The sequence below is a fragment of the Actinomycetospora sp. NBC_00405 genome (assembly GCF_036044095.1).
In the GTDB taxonomy this organism is placed as follows: domain Bacteria; phylum Actinomycetota; class Actinomycetes; order Mycobacteriales; family Pseudonocardiaceae; genus Actinomycetospora; species Actinomycetospora callitridis.
The window spans coordinates 4,108,452-4,131,466 of the sequence record NZ_CP107938.1 but is presented as its reverse complement, the minus strand read 5'-3'; the positions used below and the strand labels follow the sequence as shown (position 1 = coordinate 4,131,466).

Sequence of the window (23,015 nt, the reverse complement as noted above, 5' to 3'; positions counted from 1 at the left end):
CGGGTGGTGAACGGGCGCCCGAACCTCTCACGCTAGGTGAGGCTGCGCCGCGCGGTCACCAGGAGGTATTCCGCCTGGTACCTGGTGCGTCCCGGCGTGTCCGCCTCGTTCCAGGTGGTCAGCAGCTCGAGGAAGTCGCGATCGAGCGCGGCGACCCGGTCCGGGTCGGTGGCGTTGTGCTTGTACACCGCGATCGTCGGGCCGTAGTTGCGCTTCCAGTACTCCCGGAACCCGGCGGGGTCGCCGTTGTGCTCCATGACGACGGTGCGCCGCTGCACGTCGATATCCGTGATGCGGTCGCCGAACAGGGCGCGCACGTGCTCCTCGTCGCCCCACAGCGGGGCGGGGCTCGCGCCGGGCGGCGGCGGTGGCGCGTAGGGCTTCATCGTCGCGAACAGCTGCCCGATGAAGCCGGGCGGTGTCCAGTTGATCGTCCCGATGGTGCCACCCGGGCGGGTGACACGGATCAGCTCGTCGGCGGTGGCCTGGTGGTGGGGCGCGAACATCGCCCCGACGCAGGACAGCACGACGTCGAAGCTCGCGTCGGCGAACGGCAGGGCCTCGGCATCGGCTTCGACCCATTCCGGGGCGACACCCCGCTGCGCTGCGATCCGCCGGCCGGCGCCGAACAGCTCGGGGGTGAGGTCGGAGGCGACGACCGAGGCGCCGGTGGCGGCCGCCGGGATCGCGGCGTTGCCCGACCCGGCGGCGACATCGAGCACCCGGTGGCCGGCGCGGACGCCGGACGATTCGACGAGCGTCGGCCCGAGTGTCGGGATGAGATCGGTGGCCACGGCGGGGTAGTCGCCCGCGGCCCAGAGAGCCCGGTGCTTGGCCTTCAACTGCTCGTTCGCGCCCATCACGTAGACGTGGCGCACCCCGTCCCACGGCGCGTAGCCCTCGTCGAGCAGCTCCGGGAAGATCCACCGGTTGCCAGCGTCGCGCGTGGCGTCGAGGACCGCGACGCCGACGGCCCGGTGGTCGGCCTGGCTCAGGATGTGCTGCCCGGGGCCCATGCCGTAGGTCAGCTCGAAGGTCGCGGTGACCAGCACCTCGGGGCGGAACCGGCGAACCTCGCGGGCGATGTCGCGGCGCAGGTCCAGGCCACCCTCGACGACGCCGTCGTGGTGTCCGAGGAAGGCCACGTCGCCCACTCCGACGAGTGCGGCGCTCGCGACCTGCTCCTTCTGCCGCACCGGCCCAGCCTCGAGCGGGTGGAGACCGTCGATCCCGGCCTCGCCGTCGGTGACCATGACGTAGGCGACCGACCGGCCGGCCCGGGTCCAGCGCGCGATCGCGCTGGCCGCGCCGTACTCCAGGTCGTCGGGGTGGGCGACGATGGCCATCGCCCGATTCCAGTCCTCCGGCACGGCCTGCAGCTGTCCGTTCATGGCGGCACCTCCGAGACGTCCTGTGACGCCGGTACTGACGACGACCCCCGACGAAGGACGCAGGCTGCGTCCCTCGCCCTCTGCTGCCGTCAGTAGCGGTGACACCACGACAAGCGGCGCTCGACGGGGGAGGACTCGGCCGGTTGCCGCAGATCAGGGAGGCCCACCATGCCCACCACCCGCGTCCAGCTCGCGCTCAACGTCACCGACCTCGCGGCCGCGACGGCCTTCTACACCGCGATGTTCGGCGTGCCGCCGCACAAGCAGCGCGAGGGCTACGCCAACTTCGCCGTCGAGGACCCGCCCCTGAAGCTGGTGCTGATCGAGAAGCCGGGAGACGGAGACCGGCTGAACCACCTCGGGGTCGAGGCCGAGACCTCCGAGGAGGTGACCGCTGCCCTGACCCGCTTCCGAGGGGCCGGTCTCGAAGCGACGCTGGCCGAGAACGACGTGTGCTGCCACGCCGCACAGGACAAGGTGTTCGTCACCGCTCCGGACACCCCTACCGGCTGGTGGGAGTACTACGCCGTCACCGACGACTCGGCCACCAACCCCGACGGGGAATCGACATCGGTGTGTGCCGCCTCGTGCGAGGCGAAGGCCGCCGCCGACGGCGGAACGTGCTGCAGCTGACGGCGCCGGGTCGGGGTCCCGCCGTCAGCGGGACCCCGACCCGGGACTCAGCCACACCGACAGCCGGGCGGCCGGGTGTAGTCCATCGGCGTGCCCTGCGCGTCGAGGGTCAGCTCGCAGCACCGACCGAGCAACTCCGCCAGTCGACGCCGGCCACGTTGCACCCTCGACTTCATCCCCGAGACCGACACACCCTCGCGTCCGGCAGCGTCGACCTGGGTCAGCCCCTCCAGATCGGTCAGCTCCAACGCTCGGCGCTGCTCGGGTGGCAACCCCTCGAGCAGCGGCCGCATGCAAGCCGCCAGCTCCCGGAGCACCGTCGGGTCATCCTCGTCGTCGACCTCGCCGGCTAGCTCAGCAGCGTCGTCGGGCAGAGCGCGCTCCCGGGCACGCTCTCGCTCGGCCCGCCGGTACTCGTCGACGATCGCGTTGCGGGTGATCCGATAGACCCACCGCGTCAGGTGCTCCTGGTCCTCGACGCGACCGAGGCTGCGGTGGATACGCAGGACGATCTCACCGAGGACGTCCTCCGCGCGCTGCGGATCGGCGACCCGTCGGTGCACGAACGCGCGCAGCTGCGCCCCGAACTCCCGCCAGACGTCCTCCGTCCGGCTGCCCGGGTCGACCACAGGCTTATGAGTTGATGTTGTCACGCCGACCCCCGTCATGGGTGCGGGATAGAGATGGACAGTCCCACAGACGGCAGACCGGTCGAAAGGACGCAGCACCGCGACAGCGATCTCGCGGCCTGGCGCGCGTGGCAGTTGGGGTGAACACGCCGCTACTGCCACGGGGAACCCGGCGCCGCTGCTACGGAGGGTCGGCCGTGGCGCCACTCGAGATCCGCGTCTGAGCGACGATGCAGCAACTCAGCCGTCACCATGTGATCCGTGGCCGAAACCGGCGCCGCAACGGCCAGCAAGCGACGCGCACTCACAGGCGCCGTCCTGCTCGACCTCGCCGTCAGCCCGTTGTTCGCCTGGGACGTCTTCACCGACTCCCTCGGCCGGGACCTCGGCGTCAGCCACGCGCTGCTGGCCGGCGTCTTCTCCGTCGGCCTGGCCGCCTTCATGCTCGGCGTCCTGGCGGGCGGACGAGCAGCGGATGCGTTCCCACCGCGCCGGCTCGCGCTGATCGCCCTCGGCGGCACCGTGCTCGGCCTGCTGGGCAGCGCCGCCGCCACCTCGGCAATCGTCCTGTTCCTGACCTTCGGCGTCCTGGTCGGCGGCTCCACCGGCCTCGGCTACGCCACCGCCGTCCGCGTCGCCGGCACCGTCGCCTCCGGACGCGGCCTCGCCCTCGGCCTGGTCGTCAGCGCCTACGCCGCCGGCACCGCCGTCCTCGCCCCGCTTGCATCAGCGCTGCTGGCCGCCGTGGGTCGCAGCTGGACCTTCGTGGTCCTCGCCGGCGTGCTCGGAGTCCTGCTCGCCATCGCAGCCACGCTCGTATCTGGCGGAGTGCCCACCTCACGTCGACCGCGCGACCGCAGTGTCCGACCGACCCGCCCGAGCCGGCCCGTCATCGCCCTGTGGCTGGCTTTCGGCCTCGGCAGCGCTCCCGCTCTCGCGGCCTTCGCCCAGGCTGGAAGTCTCGCCGGAGACGTGGCCGTCGTGACGCTCGCGGTGGTACTGCTCAACCTCGGCAACTTCGTGGGCCGGCTCATCGCCGGCCCCCTCTCCGACCGCATCGGCCGGCGCGCCGCACTCCACGCCAACTCGGCGCTGCTGGTGCTCGCTTGCATCCCCCTGGCTCTCGGCGCGAGCGGAGCCCTCGCCCTGGCCGCCCTGCTGCTGCTCGGCATCCAATACGGGGCGCTATCGACACTGACGCCAGCGGCCACCTCAGACGTGGTCCCGGCCGAACGCTTCGGCACCACCTACGGCCTCGTGTTCACCAGCTGGGGCATCGCCGGCCTCGTCGCACCCGTCGGCGCGGCCACGCTCGCCCCGCAGCTCGGCTACGACGGCGTCTTCGTCGCCTTCCTCGTCGTCGCGACCGGGGCCTGGGCATGTGTGCTCGCGTTCACCCGCCTGACCCGGTCTCGAGCTTGACCTTCGAGTCGACTTCGAGGTTTAGCGTCGATGAGGTGAACGGGTTGAAGGTGTCCGAGGTGGCGAGTCGCAGCGGGGTCCCGGCGAGCACGGTGCGCTTCTACGACTCGGAAGGTCTCCTTCCCGCACGGCGATCGTCCTCGGGCTACCGCCTCTTCGACGACGACGCGGTGGACCGGCTGAACTTCATCGGCACGGCGAAGAGCCTCGGTCTGCCGCTGCCCGAGATACGTCGTCTGCTCGACCCGTGGGAGCACGGCCTGTGCTCGGACGTCCAAGGGGAGCTCGCGCCACTGCTGGAGCGCCACCTCGCCGACACTGAGGAACGCATCGCCCAGCTCCGCGACTTCGCGGGCCGGCTCCAGCGCGCCCAGCAGCAACTCGCGGCCATCGATCGGGACGGTCCCTGCGACCCCTCCTGCGCCTTCCTCGGTCAGGACCATCCGACAGCGCCCAACCTCATGGCGCTGCCCCTCGCGTCTACGAACGACGGTCCCGCCATCGTCTGCACCCTCGACGGCTCCGAGCGCACCGAGCGTGCCGACCGGTGGCGAGCGGCTCTCACCGCGGTGACAGGTCGGGTCGCCATCCCGGACGGGGTCAGGTTGACCTTCGACCCGGCGAGGGCCCACGTCGGCGAACTCGCCGAGCTCGCCGCGGCCGAGTCCGGTTGCTGCAGCTTCTTCGACCTCAGCCTGCACTTCGGTGACCCACCCACCATGGAAGTGCGGGCACCGGCAGACGCCCTGGTCCTCGTCCACGAGCTGTTCGGCGAGCCCGACGCGTGACGCTGCGATCGATCGCTCTCTTCGTCGTCGCGGCGCTGTGCGAGATCGGCGGCGCCTGACTGGTCTGGCAGGCCGTGCGGGAAGGACGGGCCTGGTGGTTCGCCGCTCTCGGGGTGCTCGCACTCGGCCTCTACGGCTTCGCCGCCTCGTTCCAACCCGACGCCCAGTTCGGCCGCATCCTCGCCGCCTACGGCGGCATCTTCGTCGCCGGTTCGCTGGCCTGGGGCATGGCGCTCGACGGCTACCGACCTGACCGGTTCGACGTCATCGGCGCAGCGGTGTGCCTGGTCGGAGTCGGGGTCATCATGTACGCCCCGCGGTGACGGGAGCGCCCCGACCCGGTTTACGAACAGGGAGGCGAGTGCTCGTGCGGCTGGAGTCGAGAGCTCGGCACCAGCTCAACGGGCCCGTCGAGGTGGGACGGATACCGACGTCCCCGTCGAGATGACGCACGCGAGCCGGCCGCCTCTAGGCTGCTTCAGATGTCTCTCGAGCCGTCGGATGCCGGACAGCAGGCGCGGCGACTCCTCGCAGAGTCACGACCCAGGCGCTGGTCCCATGTGGTTGCCGTTGCTGGGAAGGCGCGGCTCACAGCGCGCGAACTCGGTGAGGACGGTGAGCTCCTCGAGGCGACGGCTTGGGTGCACGACGTCGGGTACGCGCCGGACCTCGCGATCACCGGCTTCCATCCTCTCGACGGAGCGCGCTATCTCCGCGACCACGGCGCTCCGCAGCGCGCCGTCGACCTCGTCGCCTTTCACTCGTCGGCATGGGCGGAGGCCGAGGAGTTCGGCGTTGCCGACGAGCTCGCCGAGTTCGACGACGAGCAGACACTGCTCCGCGACCTGCTCTGGTACTGCGACATGACCACCGGCCCGGGCGGCACGGACCTCGGCTTCGAGGACCGCATGGCTGAGGTGCGGGAGCGCTACGGCCCCGATCACTACGTCACGTGGGCCTCGCGATCGGCCATCTCGGCAAGGACCCGAGACGTCACGCGCCGCTGCGCACCAGGAGGTCCACGACGCGCCCATGGGCCGCGCCGGCGTCGGGGTGGGTGTAGAGGGCGAGGTGGGTGCCGGTGTCGAGGCTCAGCAGCTCGGCACCGGGGATCGTCTTCGCCGCGGAGTAGCTCTGGGCAGGCGGGAGGTCGCTGTCGGAGGTGCCCTGCACGACCAGGGTCGGTGTGGTGATCTTCTCGAGCTCGAGCGAGATGATCGCGGCGAACTGGTCCAGATCGTTGTGGTAGCCCGCGCGGCGATGAGCGTCGGGGACGGCGGTGGGGCCGAGCGCGAGGGCCAGGTCGCGCTTGGCCGGATCGGCCAGGACCTCCTCGACGCGCTGGGCGAGCTGCTCCTGGGTGAGGTCGCCCTCGCTGGCGAGCTCCCCCTTGATGTACCGCTCGGGCTGGTGGGCCGCGAGCAGCCGTAGCAGCCACTGGCCCGCGCCGGTGGTGAACATCAGCCGGGTGGCGAGATCCTGGTGCGGCGCCTCGTACGCCTGGCTCACCGCGGCGTTCGCGACGAGCCCGTTGACCCGCTGCGGGTGACGGACGGCGAACCGGTAGCCGGCGGGCCCGCCCCCGGACCAGGAGTAGACACCGGCGCGCTCGATGCCGAGGTGGTCGAGGAGCGAGGCGATGAGGTCGGCCTGCGCGTCGATAGTGAGGCGTCCGTCGAGCGGGGTGCCGAGGTAGCCGGGGCGCGACAGCAGGATCGCCGAGACGCGGTCGCGGGGCAGGATCCGCGCCATGAGAGCGGCGGCGTCGATGCCGCCGGGGCTGCCGTGCACGACGACGACCGGTGTTCCGGTGCCCGCGACCGCGTACTCGACCGGCCCGAGGGCCGTCTCGGCGACCTCGCTGACGTACTCGTGCTCGTCGGTGCGCGTGGCGTGGTCCATCGGGGCTCCTGGGCTCGGCTGGGTCTCGTGCGACGTGATGATCCTGCTGCCCCGCACGACGACGAACATCCGCCAGTGCACTGACGTGGACGGCCTGCCGAGCAGGGTGTTCCGGGTCCGGTCCGAGGTCAGTGTCGGGTCATGTCGACGAAGCCCGTGCCGGCGCAGCATCCGTCGACAGCAGGGGATTCGCTGCCGCGCCGGCTGGGATGTGCCTCAGGCCCCGCCGACGAGCGCCGAGCCCTGGCGGTACTCCTCCCACGGGATCGTCCAGTCGGCGATGTCCCCGTCACGGGTGGTCAGCGGGCGGCTCGAGCCGACGATCTCCACCGGGTCGCCCATCTGCACCCAGTGGTAGAAGAACTCGCCGTCGGCCGGGGACAGGTTCGCGCAGCCGTGCGAGACGTTGCTGCGGCCCTGCTGGCTCACCGTGGCGGCGTTGACGTGCACGAACTCGCCGTTGTTCGAGATGCGCACGGCGAAGGGCAGCTCCTCGTCGTAGAACCCCGGCGTGCCGGCGGCCGGCCCGCCCCACGTGTCCGATCGCATCCGCTTGACCTCGTACTTCTCGAACGCGACGTGGACGCCGGACTGGGTCGGGTAGATGTCGCGGCCGTAGGACGCCGGCAAGGTTCGCAGCTCCTGCCCGTCCTGGGAGAGCACGAGGGTGTGGGCGTTGACGTCGCCGCGAGCCCGCTGGTCGCGCCCGACGGTGAACGAGAACGTCGTGTCCTCCGCGCCGTAGAGGCCTTCGCCGCTGTCGACGCCGAACAGGCGCGCCTCGACGGTGACCTGCGTGCCGGGGCGCCAGTAGTCCTTGGGGCGCCAATTGAGCTGTTCGTCGGACATCCACCGGAAGGAGCCCTCGGTGGGCACCGAGGTGGTGACGGAGACGCGGCGTTCGACCGCGGCGCGGTCGGTGACCGGCGCGTCGAAGGTGATCGAGATCGGCATGGCGACGCCGACGGTCTGGCCGTCGGTCGGGCGGATGCTCGCGACCTCGAGGGTCTGCTCGGGGTCGACCGTGCGGAAGGTCCGGTCGAGCGGGGTGCCGGGGCCACCGCCCTCGTCGACACCGACGGCTTGGACCCGGTACTCGGTGCCGTAGGCCAGGGAGGCGCTGGTCCAGCGGGTGCCGGTCGGGTCGAGGGTGCCGCTCAGGGCGGGCGTGACCGTCACCGAGGTCAGCCGCCCGCCCGTCGCGGAGACGACGAGGGGCTCGGCCGGCGCGACGTCCACCGCACCCGGGGGGACGGACGTGGTGAGGGAGAACGGCGGCGGTGTCCCGCCGGCGCGAACAGCGATCCGGGGAGCGTGCAGCCACTCAGGAGAGCGAGCAGCGCGAGCACCGCCACGACGGGCGCCGTCCACGCTCCCCGACCCGACCCCGTCCGGCCGCGCCGTGGTGGTTCGGTCGTGATCATCGGGGGCTCCCTCGGGCCGTGAGGCGGTGACACCAGAAGCGTCCGCCGCACGAGGGCGGCGCAGAATCACTGTCGTGGGCACAGAGGTCGTCCATCGAGGTCAGGGTCATGTCACCACGGGGCAAGCGTCGACGGACGTCAGGTCATCGACCACGCGGAGATCGGGACCGTGGCGTGTCTGGCCGGGCGAACACCGGCATCGCCTCCTCCCGGGGTCGCCGGCGAGCGCTTGTTGACGAGGAGTCGGGCGAGGTCGGGGACGAGGTCGGGCGTCCAGCGTCTCTCTGACGGGAGCGATGATGGACGTCGACGAGAAGTGGCAGACGATCGCCGGCCAGCGCGCCGTTCCGGCGGGTGTGCTCGCGGGGCTGTCCGACCGGGACCTCGACCGTCCCTCGTGGTGCGCGCGCTGGAGGGTGCGCGACGTGGCCGCGCACGTCGCCGTCACGTCGTGCTCCCCGGGCCTGGGAGCTCGCCGCCACCGACACCGACTGGGTGCGGGACGGGGAGTGAGGGGCGCCCCGGACGGGACGCCCCTCACTCAACTCCGTGCCCGCCTTCGCGGTGCCCTGCCCCGCCGCGTCTGACTGTGCGATGCGGTCGCGTGGCCGAGAAGGCAGTGGGCGGCTGCCCTCCCGATCCGAGAGCCAGGAACCGGTCGGCCAGCCACTACGAACGCTAGGAGCCGCGGCCACCTCCGGGACCCCGACATCAGGAACTACTTCCCGCCGACGACGTTGTCCCACGCCCGTTCGAGGACCACCGACGGCGAGCCCACGCAAGGTCACACCGACGACCGGGACCGCGTGAGGGCGAGCCCACCGAGGACGGCGCCGATCAGCCCCAGGACCACGGCGACGACAGCCCCGGCCAGACCGTTTCCGGTGCCGAGGCCGCCGGCGGCGCTCGCCGCGTGCAGCCCGCCGACGAGCGCGGCGACCAGCCCGAGCACCAGGGCCGCGAGGGGTCCGATGCGCGCGCCCGGGCGAGCAAGGGCCAGCACACCCACGACCACGGCGGCCAGTCCCACCACCGCCGCCGTGGTCGGCACGGTCCGGCCGACGCCGAGCTCGTAGCCGGCGGCGGCGATGTCCGTGGCTCGGAGCGCGGTGATCACGTCGTTGAGCATCAGGAGTCCTTCCTGGTCGGGAGCACGGCGCCGAGCGTGCGCGCGTCGCGACCCCGCCGGCATCGGCCCGCCGGCGTCTGTTCGGTCTGCCGTGCTCGCCGTACGGTCGGCTCCCGGGCGTAGGACCTACGGCGGGAGCGCTACGGCCGGAGCACGTTCCCGGGTGGATGCGTGCTCCCCTCGGTGACGCGCAGGATGAGGAACGGGCCGCGCACCCCGGGCTCGAGCGGGGAGGCGGACCGATGGGCGACACCGCGCTCGGGGCCGCGCACCGGCGCCCGGCACCGGCGGTGGTCGACGTCGGTCTCGGCGTCACGGGGGCCGCGGTGGTCGTCGTCGCCGCGCTCGCGGGGATCGGCCCGGTGTCGACGACGAACGCACGCGCGCTCGACGTCGGAGCGTTCGCTCTGGTGGCGGCGCTGGCCGGCGCGCTCGGCATCCGTCGCCGATACCCGGTCGCGGCGCTCGTCGGGCTCAACGTGGTCGTCGTCCTCTGGTTCGTCGGTCCGTACCCCGGGCGGCTCGTCGCGCTGGCTCCGTTGCTCGGCTGCTACGCCCTCGCCGCGGACCGTGGCTGGCGCTGGGGCCTGGCCGGCGCGGCGCTCACGTCCGGGGTCCAGATCCTGGCGATCCGCGTCGTCCTCGGGGATGTCGCCACCGTCGGCGTGGTGCCGATCGCGGTCCTGCTCGCCGCCACCGCGGGGAGCGCGGGCGCGGCGGTCGGCTACTACCGGGCCCTGCTGACGAGCACGCGTGCCGAGCTCGAAAGGGAGACGTCGTTCCGCGAGGAACGGACCCGCCGCCTGATCGCCGAGGAGCGGCTGCGCATCGCCCGCGAGCTGCACGACGTGATCGGACACTCGATGGCGACGATCAGCGTGCAGGCCGGCGTCGGTCTGCACGTCCACGAGCAGCGCCCCGGCCAGGCAGCGGAGGCCCTCGCGGCGATCAAACGCATCTGCGACACGGGCCTGGCCGACGTCAAGGCCGTCCTCGGGGCCCTGCGCACCCCGAGCGGAGACGTCGAGCAGTCCTCGGGGCTCGACCGGCTGCCCGCACTCCTCGAGACCGTCGAGGGCGCCGGCCTCCGCGTCGAGCTCCACCTCGACGTCGACGGGCGAGCGCTGCCGGTGCCCGTCGACCTGGCCGCCTACCGGATCGTCCAGGAGGCGCTCACCAACGTGATCCGCCACGCCCGCGCCTGCACCGTGTGGCTGGCGGTGGAGCATCGGCCGCCCCGGCTGACCCTCCGCATCCGGGACGACGGCACCGCGCCCCCGGCGACCGACGACTGGGGACAGGGCATCGACGGCATGCGCGAGCGCGCCCGCGCGCTCGCCGGCTCGCTGACGGCCGGCCCGCACCCCGACGGCGGCTTCGAGGTCTGCGCGGAGCTCCCGGTCCCGGAGGCCCGGTGACGTCCACCGACGACGCCCTCCTCCGGGTACTGATCGCCGACGACGAGGCGCTGGTCCGGGGCGGCTTCCGCGTGCTGATCGATGCCGAGCCCGGGATGACGGTGGTCGGCGAAGCGGGGGACGGCGCGGCCGCGGTCGAGCTCGCACGTCGGACCCACCCCCACGTCGTGCTCATGGACATCCGGATGCCCGGGGTCGACGGGCTCGCCGCGACCCGGGAGATCACCGCCGATCCCGGGCTGGGCGGTGTCCACGTCCTCGTCCTCACCACGTTCGACCACGACGAGTACGTGATCGAGGCCCTCGGCGTGGGAGCGGCCGGCTTCCTGGTCAAGAACACCGAACCCCGCCAGCTCCTCCACGGGATACGGGTCGTCGCCGGTGGCGAAGCCCTGCTGTCCCCGGGACCCACGCGCCGCCTCGTGGCACGCCTCGTCGATCGTCCGGGAGCCCCCCGCGTCGACCACGCGGTCCTGGACCAGCTCACGGCGCGCGAGCGGGAGATCGTCGGACTCGTCGCTCACGGGCTGAGCAACGAGGACATCGCGGACGCACTCACGATCAGCCGGGCCACCGTGAGGACCCACGTCGGGCGGGCGATGTCCAAGGTGGGCGCCCACGATCGGGCCCAGCTCGTCGTCATCGCCTACCAGAACCACCTCGTCGCTCCGCCCGATCCCTCGTCGTGACGGCGATGGCTGTCGGCGACGACCTCACCGCCCTCGGGATCGTCGCCCTGCTCGGGGCCCAGCTGCCGGGCTACCGTGTGCTCGCTCCGGCCACCGACCCAGCATCGAGAGTCGAGGAGCCCCGTCGATGAGAGTCCGGACCGAGCCAGAGCCTCTACGTCGGCCAGGTCGCGAGCCAGGGGCGCCTCGAGATCACCGCCCTCGGCGACGAGATGAACGAGGCGACGCGGATCGAGCAGTGCGCCGCCGGCGGACAGGTGCTGGCGTCGAAGGCGCTCATCGAGAGGCTCGACGACGGGGACGTCGCGGCGCTCGGCCTCGACCCGTCCCGGGTCGTCTACCGGGCGATCGCCGACATCGAGGGTGTCGACGAGAAGGCCAGGCGCGACGCCGGCTCGGTCGCCGTCGCCGACCTGCTCTGACCTCGCGGTGACGTCGGCCGGCTCGGCCCTCATCGGTCGAAGTCGACCGCCACGGTCGGGCTGGTGGGGCGCGACTGGCAGGTCAGCACGGCGCCGCCCGCGACGTCGTCGTCGGAGAGGGCGTAGTTCTGCTGCATGTGCACGGTGCCGTGGGTGATCGTGGCGCGGCAGGTGCCGCAGATGCCGCCGGTGCACAGGTAGGGCACGTCGACGCCGCCGTCGAGGACGGTCTCGAGCAGGGAGGCGGTGCCTTCGCTCTCGACCACCGTCTGCTCTCCTCCGCTGGTGACGGTCACGGTGGCGGGCACGACGTCGGCGAGGTCGTCCTCGTCGAGGTCGTCGCCCGGAGCGACGAACAGCTCTCGGTGGACCTGATCGGCGGGGACCTCGTGGTCCTCGAGCACGGACTCGACGTCGTCGAGCAGAGCTGACGGGCCACAGAGGAACCACTCCGCGCTCTGCAGGCGGGGATCGCGCAGGTGGTGGCGGAGCCGATCGGCGTCGAGGCGGGCGGGCACGACGTCCCCGTGCTCGGTGGTGCTCGCGCCGCCGTCCCGCCCTTCGGCCCGCGAGTGGAAGTGGACGACCTTGAGCCGGCCTTCGAACTGGCGGGCGAGCATCGCCAGTTCGTCGGCGAACATCGCCGATCCGGCGTCGCGGTTGGCGTAGAGCAGCGTGGCGCGGCTGCCGGGCTCGGCGGCCAGGGCGCTGGCCAGGATCGAGATCACCGGCGTGATCCCGCTGCCCGCGGCGACGGCCGCGATGTGGCGGCGTGCGGCCGGGTCGGGGGTGAGGGCGAACTGTCCGCCGGGCGGAGTGACGCTCAGTTCGTCGCCGGCCGCGAGGCGGGTGTTCGCGTAGGTGGAGAACCGGCCGTCCTCGGTGAGGCGGACGGCGATGCGCAGGACCCCGGATCCGGCGGCCGTGCAGATCGAGTAGTTCCGGCGGACGTGCTCGCCGTCGATCTCGGCTCCGACGATGACGTTCTGGCCGGGCAGGAACCGGAAGGTCTCGCGCAGTTCGCCGGGCACGTCGAAGGTGATCGAGACCGCGTCGGGGGTGAGTCGACGGACCTCGGCCACGCGCAGCCGGTGCGGCCGGCGCGGCAGGTCGGCATCCCGGTCGATGTTGTCGGTGATCTGGCGCCAGGCCCGGTACTCGGCGGGGGAGAGCTCGCTGCCCCAGGCGGTGGAGATCGGGGCGCCGCGGTCGAGGTAGTCGGACTCGGCTCGCCGCCAGGCCTGGACGTAGCGATAGAACGGGATGGTCGGGTGGATGTGGTGCACCAGGTGGTAGTTCTGGTACAGCATCAGCGGGTTCATCACCCGTTCCCACCCGACCCGGACGCGGGTGGCCTGGAACCGGTTCGACGATGCGGTCGCCTCGAGCTCGTGGTGGGGGAGCCAGTCGAACCACCACGCGAGCAGCCCGATGCCGAGGCGCTGCGGGATCACGTAGATCACCAGCAGCTCCCAGCCGTGGCCGGTGAGGATCATCGTGGCGAAGGCGGCCGCGACCACCGCGAGCACACCGATCTGCTCGGCGACCTCGGCGCGCGGCCGGCGGGCGATCAGCGGGGAGTAGAACCAGAAGTAGTACAGATCCTGGGTCATCCACCGCAGCGGCAGCGCCCATGACGGCCCCAGCTCCGACCAGGCGTCGGGATCGGCCAAGCGGTCCTCGTTGGTGTTGCGGTGGTGCTCGATGTGGACGAAGCGCAGCACCGGGAACGATGCCCACGCGGCGACGAACACGATCGACAGGCGTCCGAGGACCTCGTTGACCCAGCGCAGCCGCCCACAGGCCAGGTGCGCGGTCTCGTGCAGCACCGTGAACATCACGAAGGTCACCACGGCGTGCGCCGGGATGGTCAGCGCCAGCCACCAGGGGCTGAGATCGGCGAGCACCAGCCAGGTGGCGCCGACCCAGAGCGCGAGGGCCCCGAAGAACAGACCCAGGGTCGGGAGCGCGACCGCGGGCATCGGTACCCGGGGATTCGGCACACCGCGACGGATCGCCCGGGACTCGTCCTCGCTGAGCACCCGTCGTTCGTCGGACGGGTCGGTGGTCGTCGTCATCGACGCCTCCTCACGCCTGGTGACCGGTCGAGACCCGGAGAGTATTTGACATATTGCCGTCAAGTGTCAACGGATAGGACACCTCGCCCCGAGATGTAAGGTGTCGCCATGGCGGGTGCCGGGACGTTCCGCGACGACATGCGCGCGCAGCTGCGCCATCGGCTGCTCGACGCCGCACGGGCGATCACCACCGCCGACGGCTGGTCGGCGCTCACGATGGGGGCCGTCGCCGGCCGGGCCGGCATCAGCCGCCAGCACCTCTACAACGAGATCGGCACGAAACAGGACCTCGGCGACGCCCTGGTCAGCAGGGAGACCGACGAGTTCCTGGCGGTCACGTCCGGCCAGCTACGGGCTCACCCCACCGACCTGGTGGCCGGAGTCGGCGCCGCGGTCCGGCACGCCCTCGACCACGGCGCCGACAACACCTTGCTCAAGGCGATCCTCCACGCCGAGGACTCGCGAGGCGACAGCCTGCTCCCGCTGCTCACAGCACGTCCCGACGCGGTGCTCATCCGCGCCAAGCAGGCACTGGCCGCCGAGATGGTCGCGCTGGGCTTCGACACGCGCCTCACCGCGGCCACCCTCGACGCCTACGTCGACGGGCTCGCTCGACTCGTGCTGAGCCATCTCACCCAACCGACCGGCCCGGGCGAGCACGCCGTCCTGCAGGCTCAGTGGCTCACCCGGGCGGCCACGCCGCCCAGCTGACCGCGTGGCCGTCGGCGAGCGCCGTCGATGGCTCTCACCGCTGATGGCCGGTGACCGCGACGATCCTCTCGGCCAGGCGGGGAAAGATCCGTCCGGCCACGTCGAAGGCTTTGAGCTGCCAGGGCAACAGCACCTCGCGACGCTCTCCCTCGATCGCCCGGACGACCGCGCTCGCCACCTGACCCGGTGTCCGCGGGGGATCAAGGCGTCGACCTCGGGGACGCGCTCCTCAGCGCCGGGGTTGTTGGCGAAGTAGTCGCTGTCGACCTTGGCCGGCACGACTTCGCTGACCCCGACGCCCGTGCCGCGCAGGTCTTGTCGCAGTGCTGCGGTCAGCCCGCGCAGGGCCCACCGGCGCTCCGGCATAGCCCGTGGCGCCGGCCCACGGCATCCGGGAGACGGGTGAGTTGACGTTGACGATCCACCCGCTGCGGCGTCGGAGCATGTCCGGCAGGAACTCCTGGGTGACGAACAGCGCCGCCGAGTACGGGACGGCCGTCATGCACTCCAGCTCGCGGGGCTCGGTCTCGTCGAGATCGAGGAAGCGGCCCGCTCCGGCGTTGTTGACCACGAGGTCAGGGACTCCGACGCGCTCGCCGCTGCCGATACCGGTCGACGCTCCGGTGATCAGAGCAACGGCGCCCTCCCGTCGCCCTCTGCTTCTCCCTGGGTCGAATGGCCGACGGCGGCGCACGTTACGGGTCCACGGAGCGGCGTCACGTGACCCGCACGCTCCGCGAGGAAGGACGTTCCTGCCTCCGGCTCCGGCGGGTAGTCCTGGTCCCTGCGCCGGTTGAACTCCGCAGCCGCATCGTCACCGCGGCCGGAAGGACCCCTGCGTGTTCGACTCGATGATGACCGCTGTCCTGCAGACTCTGGGCCGAGCGGTGGTGCGATGTCCCGACGACCACGAACCGCACCCCCGCCGTCATGAACGGAGCTCGGTCGAGTCCGGTCGGGGTGGTGCGGTGGTGCTCGTCGGCGGCTTCGCCACCACCGACCCCGTGCTGGAACCGATGAATCGGTGGCTCACAGCCCGCGGGTGGGACGTCACGCCGGTCACCGGCGGGGCGGGGATGGGGTGCGCCGGCTTGACCGTCGAGGCGCTGCGCGCCCGCACCGCCGCGGCCGCCGAGCGCACGCGGTCCCCGGTGTGGCTGGTCGGGCACAGCCGCGGCGGGCAGTTCGCCCGCGCCGTCGCCGGTGCCGCTCCCGGCCACGTCGCGGGCCTGATCACCCTGGGCGCTCCGTTCGACCTCTACGGGTTGGGCCTGCCCACCCTGGCCGCGGCGGCGATGGTCGCCGCCGCGGGCACCCTCGGGGTGCCCGGGATGGCGACCCTGCGGTGCCTGACCGGCTCGTGCTGTCGCGACTTCCGCGACACGTTGCGCCGCCCCCTGCCGGACGGGATGCCGTTCACCAGCATCTACAGCCGCTCCGACCGGACCGTCCCCGCCCACGCGAGCATCGACCCGGCGGCCCGCAACGTCGAGGTCACCGGTGGGCACCTGAGCCTGCTGACCGGCACGGCCGCCCGTCGCGCCGTGGCCGCCGCACTCGGCGAGCACGCCGTCCGTCCCGAGTACGCGTCGACGCTCTCGCTGGGCGCCTGAACTCCCGGTCGTCGTTAGCCGGCTCGTGGGCCCGGGATCACCGTGCCGCCGATCTGGTGGCCGTACTCGTCGCGGAGCTCGTCGGGCAGGTTGAGCACGGTCACGGCGGCGTCGACGACCAGACAGCGGATGCGCGCGTGGCCGAGCACCCGCGCCAGGCCGGCGTGGCAGCTGCGTGCGGCTGTCAGGTCGATCACGAGGTGCCGGTTCGCGAGGCGGTGGACGTCGCGGAGCACCGCGTCGATGTCGCGCACCGTCGCGCGGTCGACGTGCCCGCCCAGCGCCACGACGAGGGCGCCGTCGTCGAACCGGCGTATCGCGATCACCGCGCGACCCGAGCGGGCGCCTGCGAGAGCCTCGTCGACGGCCTCGGCCACTGCGGCACGGCGTCGTTGCTCGGTGGTGCCGGTACCCGTCGCTTCGCGCACCACGGTGTCGACGATCATCAGGACCCCTGGGTCTCGACTTCTGAGGAGGTCGCTGCTCGCTCAACGGCTCGTGGTCCGGGGCTACCCGGGACAGCCGGTTCGACTCCCGTCAGCTCGAGGTCGAGAGCACGTCCACGAGCTGCCCCGTCGTCGGGTTGTCCAGTGCCTTCGCCACGTCGGCGAGGGCGATCACGCCGACCAGCTCGTTGCCGTCGATGACCGGCAGGCGGCGCACCTTGTGCTCGCGCATGGTCGCCAGGATCTCGTCGGCGTCGTCGTCCGCGCCGATCGTCACGGCCTCGGGCTGCTGGAGCTCGCCGACCGTGACCGACGAGGCGTCCTTCCCGCCGGCCACGACCTTGATCACGATGTCGCGGTCGGTGATCATGCCCTTGAGCTTGTTGTCCTGCCCGCAGATGGGCAGTGCCCCGACCCCGAGACGCTCCATCGTGCTCGCCGCCGACTGCACGGTGTCGGTCTCGTTCGCGCACGTGCGCTCGGCCGTCATGATCTCGCGTGCCTTCGTCGCCATGACCGTCCTCCTCGTCGATGTCGGTCGGTCGCGGCCGGATGCTGGGTGAACCCGCCGCACCTGTCGGCTTGCCGATGCGGCCGCCGCGATAACACGCCACCCGAGCCCCTCCGGCGTGCGGTCCTGCACCGGAGGCCGGCCCGACGACCGCCGCGAGCACCCGGTCACGTCGACCCGAGGCCGGGCCATCCGCCGTCGTCCACCCGATCACGAAGAGCACGGCGACCCACCAGGAGATGTTCCGCGGCTGTGCACGCAGCGTCCCGTGGCCGACCTCGGCGATCTGGAGCACCGACGCGGCGAGGAAGAGGACGGAGCCGAGCATGCTCGTCGTCCACAGGCCGACGTGCTCGGAGACGAGCCCGAGGCCGGAGAGCAGGGCGGCGATCGTCTCATAGTTGAGGACCAGGGCGCCGACGAGGAGGACGAAGGGCACCAGCCAGCCGAGCTCGGTCGGCCTCCAGGCCCACCACCGCCACGACTCCGGCGCCAGGCTGCCGTCCTCCTCGGTGATGCGGTCGTCCTCGTTGAGGTACTCCAACAGCTGGCCGCACACGCTGACGGTGTAGAGCGCGGCGCCGACCGTGTAGAAGATCTCGGCCACCACGGACATCGTGTGCTGGCTGCCGAACAGGCTCGGGACCAGGGACGCGGCCGCGCCGAGGACGAAGCAGATCGAGCCGACGACGAAGAGGATCGCCACCCACCAGGCGAGGCGGTCGGGCGCCCAGAAACGGACCCACGGACTGCGTTCGGACGGCTCGCTCGTGGGTCCCGCACGGCGCGGTCCGTGGCCTTTGCGCCCCAGTCGGGTCTCGTACCGGTAGACCGACCCGTCCGGGCGCTCGTGCTACCCGACGCCGTCCCCGACGAACACGTGCCCGCTCGACGCCCGGGACGTCGTGCGTGCCGCTCGCCGACAGTGGCCGGGCGTGCTGTGTGAGCCCCGACGATCGGGAAGACCGTCGTGCGACGTGGTGGAGCGACGTGGGAGGAGTGCCCGATGCTCGAGAACGTGTCCGATCCGGGGAAGCTGATCGGCCTCGGCGTGACCGGTAACCGGGAGACCGAACTCGGCACGGTCGACGCCGTGTACCTGGACGACGAGACCGGGCGCCCGGAGTGGGTGGCGGTGACGACCGGCTTGTTCGGCTCACGCGTCTCCTTGATGCCCCTGAACGAGGCCGAGTACCGCGACGGGGTGCTGCACCTGCCCTACACCCGCGAACAGGTCCGCAACGCGCCGCACCAGGACCTCGACCACGAGCTCTCGCCCGACGACGAGCGGCGCCTCTTCGGCCACTACGGCCGCGACCACACCCGTGTCGCCGGACAGGACGACCGCGGTGGGGGCGTCGACACGGCGAGAGGCCGCTCGGAGGAGCCGCTGCGGGTGGGGGTCGACACGCCACGCCGGGACGGAGTGCGGCTGCAGCGCTACGAGGTCACCGACCGGTAGGTAGCGGGCGAAGGCCAGCCACCGGGACGGCGCAGCGTCGAGTCGACAGATGTACACCTGTCGCGACTTCGTTACCATCGGCGACGTGCCCTCCGTACCCCCGTTGCTCTCCGCCGACGACCTGGCCGCTCTGGGCGACGACGTCGTGGTCCTCGACGCGTCGACCCACCTGACGACCTCGTCCGACGGGATCCCGTACGCCGTCCACCCGCACCGTGAGGAGTTCCTCGCCGAGCACATCCCCGGAGCGCGGTTCGCCGACCTGGCCTCGGAGCTGTCGGACCCGGAGGGCCGGTTCGCGTTCACCCTGCCGTCGCCGGAGGCGTTCGCGGTGGCCGCGACGGCGCTCGGAATCGCGGACGGCAGCCACGTCGTCGTCTACTCGAACACGGGAGCGGCGTGGGCGACCCGGGTCTGGTGGCTGCTGCGGGTGTTCGGCCACGAGCGGGTCTCCGTGCTCGACGGTGGGCTGCGGGCCTGGCGCGAGGCCGGGCATCCCGTCGAGGTCGGTGAGAGTGCCCCACCCGGTGCGGTGACGTTCACCCCGCGCTTCCGTCCCGAGCTCGTGGCCCGCACGGACGAGGTGTCCGCCATGGCGACGGCGGGCGGCACCGTGGTGTGTGCGCTCGATCCCGCGACGTTCCGCGGCGAGTCCGAGGTGAGCCCGTACTCGCGTCGCGGTCGCATCCCCGGCAGCAGCAACCTGCCGGGCTCCACGTTGGTCGATCGGGCCACGGGACGGTTGCTGGACCGGGACACGCTCGCGGAGGAGCTCCGGGAGTGCGGGCTCGTGGGCGGCGAACGGGCCGTCACGTACTGCGGCGGCGGGATCGCGGCGACCCTGCCCGCCTTCGCCGCCTACCTCGTCAGCGGCGCGGAGGTCGCCGTGTACGACGGCTCCCTGTCGGAGTGGACCGCCGACCCGGACCTGCCCGTCGCCGTCGGCTGAGCACGAGATCGCACCGAGGGCCCCGCCCACCGTCACCGGTCGGCGGGGCCCTCGGGACACGTCAGCGCGTGGCGGGATCGACGGCGACCGGCTCGCGGTGCGCCTCGTGGTGGTTCGCGGTCCTCGGGGTGGCGAGGACGGCCCTGGTGCGGTCGTCGAGGTCGGCCTCGGAGAGCAGACCACTTCCGGCGAGCACCGTCTCGAGGGCGGTAAGCCAGTGCTCGTAGTAGCTCCACGGCTCGGTGGAGGCGCTCGCGCCGTCGTCCTCCCACCGCCGGATCGACGCGATCAGCGAGAGCTGGAACTCCGACCACTCGTACTGACCGGCGTGGTACGCGGCGACCGCGAGAGCGAAGGCACGGAGCTCCCACGGCTCGCGGAAGGACGCCTGCTCCTCACCACCCGGGAGCCCCGCCACGAGGGTCTGGACGCGCCGGCGGGCGTCGCCGATCTCGGTGCCCTCGCGCTCCGGGGCGGTCACGCGGCGGCCTTCGGCGCACCCACGCCGATCATCGAGTCGCGCGTGACGAGGGCCTCGAGCTGCTCGACGGTGAAGTCCTCCGTGCCGGCCGGCCGCTGGGGGAGCACCCAGTAGCGCAGCTCGGAGCTGGAGTCCCACACGCGGATCTCCACCGACTCGGGCACGTCGTAGCCGAACTCCTCGCGCAGCACCTTGCGCGGCGCCTTCACCATCGCGGCCCGGTACGGCGGCATCTTGTACCAGTTCGGTGGCAGACCCAGGACCGGCCACGGGTAGCAGGAGCACAGCGTGCAGACGATCACGTGGTGGACGTCGTCGGTGTCCTCGACGGCCACCATGTCCTCGCCCTGCAGGCCGCTGATCCCGAGCTCCGCGCACGCGGTGCTGGCGTTCTCGAGCAGCCGGGACTTGAACTCCGGGTCGGTCCAGGCCCGGGCCACGACCTTGGCGCCGAGCTGTGGGCCGACCTCGTTCTCGTAGATCTCGGCGAGCCTGTCCACCGCCTCGGTGGTCATCAGGCCCTTCTCGATCATGATGGATTCGATGGCCTTGACGCGGGCGGCGATCTCCGCCTGGTGGTCGGTGGCCTTCTCGGGTGCGCTCACGGCGGGCCTCACTTGCTCGCGGGGACGATGTAGGGCTCCCAGACGTCGAAGGTGATCGAGCCGTTGGGCTCGCCCTCCCCGGCGCCCCAGATTTCCTCGGTGGTGAAGCGGACGGTGTAGACGTGCTCCGGTGACTCGCCCCTGTCGTTGCCCGCGGTGTCGGGATAGATCATCTCGCCGTGGGCCCGATCGATGACGCCGGTCTTGCCTCGGATGTAGCGCGCCCGACGGGTGTGGCCCTCGGTCGCGTCGGAGAGGACGGTGACGCGGTCGCCGATCGAGAACTTCGCCGCCTTGCCGGTGTCGCGCCCGGCCGGGGCGCCGACCGGGACGATGCCCTCGATGAACGCGACCAGCTCGCCCTCGGCGTCCTTGCCCTCGGGCAGCGGCGCGTCGGGGTTCTCCAGGTAGTACCGCGTGCGCCGGTCGAGCTCGTCGGCGTCGAAGTGCCCGTGCCGGACACCGTGGTGGACCACGGAGTGGACCCAGTGCTCGTAGTACGGGGTGTTCAGGTACTCGTCCGGATCCATCTGCTCCATGCCGGAGCGGAACTGGTCGAGGCCGAAGAACCCGGCCCGGAACGCCAGGGGGAACAGGGCGTGGGCGTGCTTCTCCCACTCCGCCTTCCACACCGGCTCGGCCGGGGTCGGGTTGATGGCGCCGACCCCTTCACGACCACCGAGATCATGGACTCCGCTGCTCATCGACTCTCCTGTGGTTGATCGAGAAGGGGTTGATCGCGACGGTCAGGCGCCGGTGGCGACCGGTGTGGCGGCCCGGGTCGTCGGGGCCGGGAAGCCGCCGACGGCCTGCTCGAAGGCGTGGGCGGCGCGCAGGACGGTGGCGTCCTCGAACTGGCGACCGACGATCATCATCCCGACTGGGAGGCCGTCCCCGAGCCCGGCCGGCACCGAGCAGGCGGGGTGGCCCGTGACGTCGAAGGGGCAGGTGTTGCCCAGCATCTCCAGCGCGCGGGCGACGACCTCGGTGATGCCGGCGTCGCGCGACGGGATGGCTGTGGCGCGCATGGGCAGGGTCGGCATGACGAGGACGTCGACGTCGGCCATGGCGGCGTCGTAGGCGGCCGCGAGCTTCGGCGCGAGGTTGCGCGCCATGGCGTAGTGCCGTCCGTGGGTGGTGTTGAGCCCGTACTTCCCGGCGAGCAGGACGAGCTTCACGGTCTCGGAGAACTGCGAGCCGTCCTCGGTCGAACGACGGCCGAAGTGGTGCATCAGCTCGGGGTCGTAGTGGCCCTTCCAGTTCAGCCCGAAGCCGTAGTTGTCGACCATCTGCGACGTGGCGCCCTCGGTGGCGATGACGTCCCAGATCTTCGCTCCGTGCAGGTGCCACGGCACCGAGACCTCGGAGACGCTCATCCCCGCGTCGCCGAGGACGGCGATCGCGTTCCGCACCGTCTCGTCGACGACCTCCTCGGACTCCGGACGCCCGAAGCCCTCTCGCAGCACCCCGACCCGCAGGCCACGGGCGCCCTCGGACAACGCCGCGAGGTAGTCCTGCGGGACGAGATCGCGCGGCTGGCGGGGGTCGAGCCCGTCCGGCCCGGCCATGACCGAGAGCATCAGCGCGGCGTCCGGGACGGTGCGCGTGATCGGACCGAGGTGGTCGATGGTGGCCTCGATGGGGAAGGCGCCGGTGTAGGGCACGAGACCCCAGGTCGGCTTGTGCCCCACCAACCCGCAGTTGGCGGCCGGCATGCGGACCGAGCCGCCCTGGTCGCCGCCGGTCGCCAGGTCGACGACGCCGCCGGCCACGAGCGCGCCGCTGCCGCTGGAGGACCCGCCGGAGTTGTGCGCGGTGTTCCACGGGTTCTGCACCGGCCCGGACACCGCGGTGTGCGAGCCGCCGGAGAAGCAGAGGTCCTCGCAGACCGCCTTCCCCGCGATGGTGGCGCCCGCGGCGAGCAGGCGCTTCACGATCGTCGCGTCCTCGCCGGGCACATAGCCCTCGAAGGTGCTCGAACCGTTGGTCATGGGGACGCCGGCGACCGCGGTGTTGTCCTTGACGGCCACCGTCCGGCCGGCCAGCGGGCCGTCGGTGGTCTCGGTGATCGAGGTCTGCACGTACCAGGCGTGGAACGGGTTCTCCGCGTCCGAGGGCTGCGACCACTGCCGCTGCGGCGTGATCGGGGCCTCCGCCTCGTACAGCTCCGCGACGGCGTCCCAGGAGCCCAGCAGGCCCGCCACGAGCGGCGCGTACTCGTCGAGCTGCGCCTGGTCCAGGCCCAGTCGGTAGCCGGCGGCGACCCCCTCGAGTGCGGCGTTGTCGGGGACGGGCAAGGACATGGCAGCTCC

26 protein-coding genes and 1 pseudogene are annotated in these 23,015 nt (G+C 72.1%); 13 read left to right on the top strand and 14 right to left on the bottom strand.

Annotated features, from left to right (window positions below; translation table 11 throughout):
• Positions 1 to 32: 32 nt before the first annotated feature.
• Positions 33 to 1,391, bottom strand: coding sequence for a bifunctional PIG-L family deacetylase/class I SAM-dependent methyltransferase (locus OG774_RS20405; protein WP_328303782.1), 1,359 nt, complete (start codon positions 1,389 to 1,391; stop codon positions 33 to 35).
• A 168-nt stretch (positions 1,392 to 1,559) separates the two neighbouring features.
• Between OG774_RS20405 and OG774_RS20400 the strand changes: the two genes are divergently transcribed.
• The gene (locus tag OG774_RS20400; protein WP_328303780.1) at positions 1,560 to 2,024 is read left to right on the top strand and encodes an ArsI/CadI family heavy metal resistance metalloenzyme; all 465 of its coding nucleotides are present in this window, start codon (positions 1,560 to 1,562) and stop codon (positions 2,022 to 2,024) included.
• Positions 2,025 to 2,071: 47 nt separating this feature from the next.
• Here OG774_RS20400 and OG774_RS20395 read toward each other — a convergent pair whose 3' ends face one another.
• Entirely contained in the window at positions 2,072 to 2,692 is a 621-nt protein-coding gene (locus OG774_RS20395) for a sigma-70 family RNA polymerase sigma factor (protein WP_328303778.1), read from the bottom strand.
• 222 nt (positions 2,693 to 2,914) lie between these two features.
• Here OG774_RS20395 and OG774_RS20390 point away from each other — a divergent pair, with 222 nt between their 5' ends.
• From OG774_RS20390 to OG774_RS29865, 4 genes and pseudogenes are all read left to right on the top strand, one after another.
• Positions 2,915 to 4,075, top strand: coding sequence for an MFS transporter (locus OG774_RS20390; protein WP_328303776.1), 1,161 nt, complete (start codon positions 2,915 to 2,917; stop codon positions 4,073 to 4,075).
• A complete protein-coding gene (locus tag OG774_RS20385; protein WP_328303774.1) occupies positions 4,072 to 4,863 on the top strand; it encodes a helix-turn-helix domain-containing protein in 792 nt (263 codons plus the stop codon). The genes OG774_RS20390 and OG774_RS20385 overlap by 4 nt, the downstream gene beginning before the upstream one ends.
• 59 nt (positions 4,864 to 4,922) lie before the next feature.
• Complete coding sequence (locus OG774_RS20380) at positions 4,923 to 5,186, top strand: YnfA family protein (RefSeq protein ID WP_328311051.1); 264 nt, start codon at positions 4,923 to 4,925, stop codon at positions 5,184 to 5,186.
• 159 nt (positions 5,187 to 5,345) lie between these two features.
• Positions 5,346 to 5,603: pseudogene (locus OG774_RS29865) on the top strand (HD domain-containing protein); the annotation flags it as partial.
• 253 nt (positions 5,604 to 5,856) lie between these two features.
• Here OG774_RS29865 and OG774_RS20370 read toward each other — a convergent pair.
• Together OG774_RS20370 and OG774_RS20365 are read right to left on the bottom strand one after the other, a co-directional pair.
• Positions 5,857 to 6,765: an alpha/beta fold hydrolase gene (locus OG774_RS20370; RefSeq protein ID WP_328303770.1), complete on the bottom strand. Its 909-nt coding sequence runs from the start codon at positions 6,763 to 6,765 to the stop codon at positions 5,857 to 5,859.
• Positions 6,766 to 6,981: 216 nt separating this feature from the next.
• A complete protein-coding gene (locus tag OG774_RS20365; protein ID WP_328303768.1) occupies positions 6,982 to 8,004 on the bottom strand; it encodes a L,D-transpeptidase in 1,023 nt (340 codons plus the stop codon).
• 481 nt (positions 8,005 to 8,485) lie between these two features.
• On the opposite strand from OG774_RS20365, the gene OG774_RS29860 reads away from it, so the two are divergent.
• Entirely contained in the window at positions 8,486 to 8,776 is a 291-nt protein-coding gene (locus OG774_RS29860) for a maleylpyruvate isomerase N-terminal domain-containing protein (protein WP_442873893.1), read from the top strand.
• A 197-nt stretch (positions 8,777 to 8,973) separates the two neighbouring features.
• On the opposite strand, the gene OG774_RS20360 is transcribed toward OG774_RS29860, so the two are convergent.
• Positions 8,974 to 9,318 (bottom strand): DUF6223 family protein, encoded by a 345-nt coding sequence (locus OG774_RS20360; RefSeq protein ID WP_328303766.1) that lies wholly within the window; start codon positions 9,316 to 9,318, stop codon positions 8,974 to 8,976.
• Positions 9,319 to 9,560: 242 nt separating this feature from the next.
• Between OG774_RS20360 and OG774_RS20355 the strand changes: the two genes are divergently transcribed.
• From OG774_RS20355 to OG774_RS20345, 3 genes are all read left to right on the top strand, one after another.
• Positions 9,561 to 10,736 carry a sensor histidine kinase gene (locus tag OG774_RS20355; RefSeq protein ID WP_328303764.1) on the top strand — a complete coding sequence of 392 codons (1,176 nt, stop codon included), beginning with the start codon at positions 9,561 to 9,563 and terminating at the stop codon, positions 10,734 to 10,736.
• Positions 10,733 to 11,425, top strand: coding sequence for a response regulator transcription factor (locus tag OG774_RS20350; protein ID WP_328303762.1), 693 nt, complete (start codon positions 10,733 to 10,735; stop codon positions 11,423 to 11,425). Before OG774_RS20355 ends, OG774_RS20350 begins: the two co-directional genes overlap by 4 nt.
• Before the next feature lie 212 nt (positions 11,426 to 11,637).
• Entirely contained in the window at positions 11,638 to 11,847 is a 210-nt protein-coding gene (locus tag OG774_RS20345; RefSeq protein ID WP_328303760.1) for a hypothetical protein, read from the top strand.
• Between the two features lie 29 nt (positions 11,848 to 11,876).
• On the opposite strand, the gene OG774_RS20340 is transcribed toward OG774_RS20345, so the two are convergent.
• Positions 11,877 to 13,925 carry a fatty acid desaturase gene (locus OG774_RS20340; protein ID WP_328303758.1) on the bottom strand — a complete coding sequence of 683 codons (2,049 nt, stop codon included), beginning with the start codon at positions 13,923 to 13,925 and terminating at the stop codon, positions 11,877 to 11,879.
• 108 nt (positions 13,926 to 14,033) lie between these two features.
• Between OG774_RS20340 and OG774_RS20335 the strand changes: the two genes are divergently transcribed.
• The gene (locus tag OG774_RS20335; RefSeq protein ID WP_328303756.1) at positions 14,034 to 14,636 is read left to right on the top strand and encodes a TetR/AcrR family transcriptional regulator; all 603 of its coding nucleotides are present in this window, start codon (positions 14,034 to 14,036) and stop codon (positions 14,634 to 14,636) included.
• A 34-nt stretch (positions 14,637 to 14,670) separates the two neighbouring features.
• Here the strand turns inward: OG774_RS20335 and OG774_RS20330 are convergent, their stop codons facing one another.
• Together OG774_RS20330 and OG774_RS29855 are read right to left on the bottom strand one after the other, a co-directional pair.
• Positions 14,671 to 14,814 (bottom strand): hypothetical protein, encoded by a 144-nt coding sequence (locus OG774_RS20330; RefSeq protein WP_328303754.1) that lies wholly within the window; start codon positions 14,812 to 14,814, stop codon positions 14,671 to 14,673.
• Between the two features lie 51 nt (positions 14,815 to 14,865).
• The gene (locus tag OG774_RS29855; protein ID WP_442873892.1) at positions 14,866 to 15,330 is read right to left on the bottom strand and encodes an SDR family NAD(P)-dependent oxidoreductase; all 465 of its coding nucleotides are present in this window, start codon (positions 15,328 to 15,330) and stop codon (positions 14,866 to 14,868) included.
• A 274-nt stretch (positions 15,331 to 15,604) separates the two neighbouring features.
• Here OG774_RS29855 and OG774_RS20325 point away from each other — a divergent pair, with 274 nt between their 5' ends.
• Positions 15,605 to 16,249 carry a hypothetical protein gene (locus OG774_RS20325; RefSeq protein WP_328303752.1) on the top strand — a complete coding sequence of 215 codons (645 nt, stop codon included), beginning with the start codon at positions 15,605 to 15,607 and terminating at the stop codon, positions 16,247 to 16,249.
• 14 nt (positions 16,250 to 16,263) lie between these two features.
• Here OG774_RS20325 and OG774_RS20320 read toward each other — a convergent pair whose 3' ends face one another.
• On the bottom strand, positions 16,264 to 16,695 hold the full coding sequence (locus tag OG774_RS20320; RefSeq protein WP_328303750.1) for a hypothetical protein: 432 nt from the start codon (positions 16,693 to 16,695) through the stop codon (positions 16,264 to 16,266).
• A 91-nt stretch (positions 16,696 to 16,786) separates the two neighbouring features.
• Entirely contained in the window at positions 16,787 to 17,209 is a 423-nt protein-coding gene (locus tag OG774_RS20315) for a CBS domain-containing protein (RefSeq protein WP_328303748.1), read from the bottom strand.
• Positions 17,210 to 18,212: 1,003 nt separating this feature from the next.
• On the opposite strand from OG774_RS20315, the gene OG774_RS20310 reads away from it, so the two are divergent.
• On the top strand, positions 18,213 to 18,668 hold the full coding sequence (locus tag OG774_RS20310) for a PRC-barrel domain-containing protein (RefSeq protein ID WP_328303746.1): 456 nt from the start codon (positions 18,213 to 18,215) through the stop codon (positions 18,666 to 18,668).
• A gap of 85 nt (positions 18,669 to 18,753) precedes the next feature.
• Positions 18,754 to 19,617 (top strand): sulfurtransferase, encoded by an 864-nt coding sequence (locus OG774_RS20305; protein WP_328303744.1) that lies wholly within the window; start codon positions 18,754 to 18,756, stop codon positions 19,615 to 19,617.
• Between the two features lie 61 nt (positions 19,618 to 19,678).
• Here OG774_RS20305 and OG774_RS20300 read toward each other — a convergent pair whose 3' ends face one another.
• Genes OG774_RS20300 through OG774_RS20285 form a run of 4 tightly spaced genes read right to left on the bottom strand, consistent with a single transcriptional unit; the run spans position 19,679 to position 23,006 of the window.
• Positions 19,679 to 20,098 (bottom strand): nitrile hydratase accessory protein, encoded by a 420-nt coding sequence (locus OG774_RS20300; protein WP_328303742.1) that lies wholly within the window; start codon positions 20,096 to 20,098, stop codon positions 19,679 to 19,681.
• A complete protein-coding gene (gene nthA / locus OG774_RS20295; RefSeq protein WP_328303740.1) occupies positions 20,095 to 20,703 on the bottom strand; it encodes a nitrile hydratase subunit alpha in 609 nt (202 codons plus the stop codon). The genes OG774_RS20300 and nthA overlap by 4 nt, the downstream gene beginning before the upstream one ends.
• 8 nt (positions 20,704 to 20,711) lie before the next feature.
• Positions 20,712 to 21,407 (bottom strand): nitrile hydratase subunit beta, encoded by a 696-nt coding sequence (gene nthB, locus OG774_RS20290; RefSeq protein ID WP_328303738.1) that lies wholly within the window; start codon positions 21,405 to 21,407, stop codon positions 20,712 to 20,714.
• Positions 21,408 to 21,449: 42 nt separating this feature from the next.
• On the bottom strand, positions 21,450 to 23,006 hold the full coding sequence (locus OG774_RS20285; protein ID WP_328303736.1) for an amidase: 1,557 nt from the start codon (positions 23,004 to 23,006) through the stop codon (positions 21,450 to 21,452).
• Between the last annotated feature and the right edge of the window lie 9 nt (positions 23,007 to 23,015).

What these genes read in the sequence shown, in the direction of transcription:
- OG774_RS20310 (WP_328303746.1), top strand. Translation starts at nt 18,213, where the DNA reads ATGCTCGAGAACGTGTCCGATCCGGGGAAGCTGATCGGCCTCGGCGTG.
- OG774_RS20400 (WP_328303780.1), top strand. Translation starts at nt 1,560, where the DNA reads ATGCCCACCACCCGCGTCCAGCTCGCGCTCAACGTCACCGACCTCGCG.
- OG774_RS20360 (WP_328303766.1), bottom strand. Translation starts at nt 9,318, where the DNA reads ATGCTCAACGACGTGATCACCGCGCTCCGAGCCACGGACATCGCCGCC.
- OG774_RS20395 (WP_328303778.1), bottom strand. Translation starts at nt 2,692, where the DNA reads ATGACGGGGGTCGGCGTGACAACATCAACTCATAAGCCTGTGGTCGAC.
- OG774_RS20370 (WP_328303770.1), bottom strand. Translation starts at nt 6,765, where the DNA reads ATGGACCACGCCACGCGCACCGACGAGCACGAGTACGTCAGCGAGGTC.
- OG774_RS20355 (WP_328303764.1), top strand. Translation starts at nt 9,561, where the DNA reads ATGGGCGACACCGCGCTCGGGGCCGCGCACCGGCGCCCGGCACCGGCG.
- OG774_RS20345 (WP_328303760.1), top strand. Translation starts at nt 11,638, where the DNA reads ATGAACGAGGCGACGCGGATCGAGCAGTGCGCCGCCGGCGGACAGGTG.
- OG774_RS20340 (WP_328303758.1), bottom strand. Translation starts at nt 13,925, where the DNA reads ATGACGACGACCACCGACCCGTCCGACGAACGACGGGTGCTCAGCGAG.
- OG774_RS29860 (WP_442873893.1), top strand. Translation starts at nt 8,486, where the DNA reads ATGATGGACGTCGACGAGAAGTGGCAGACGATCGCCGGCCAGCGCGCC.
- OG774_RS20285 (WP_328303736.1), bottom strand. Translation starts at nt 23,006, where the DNA reads ATGTCCTTGCCCGTCCCCGACAACGCCGCACTCGAGGGGGTCGCCGCC.
- OG774_RS20335 (WP_328303756.1), top strand. Translation starts at nt 14,034, where the DNA reads ATGGCGGGTGCCGGGACGTTCCGCGACGACATGCGCGCGCAGCTGCGC.
- nthB (WP_328303738.1), bottom strand. Translation starts at nt 21,407, where the DNA reads ATGAGCAGCGGAGTCCATGATCTCGGTGGTCGTGAAGGGGTCGGCGCC.
- OG774_RS20405 (WP_328303782.1), bottom strand. Translation starts at nt 1,391, where the DNA reads ATGAACGGACAGCTGCAGGCCGTGCCGGAGGACTGGAATCGGGCGATG.
- OG774_RS20320 (WP_328303750.1), bottom strand. Translation starts at nt 16,695, where the DNA reads ATGATCGTCGACACCGTGGTGCGCGAAGCGACGGGTACCGGCACCACC.
- OG774_RS20315 (WP_328303748.1), bottom strand. Translation starts at nt 17,209, where the DNA reads ATGGCGACGAAGGCACGCGAGATCATGACGGCCGAGCGCACGTGCGCG.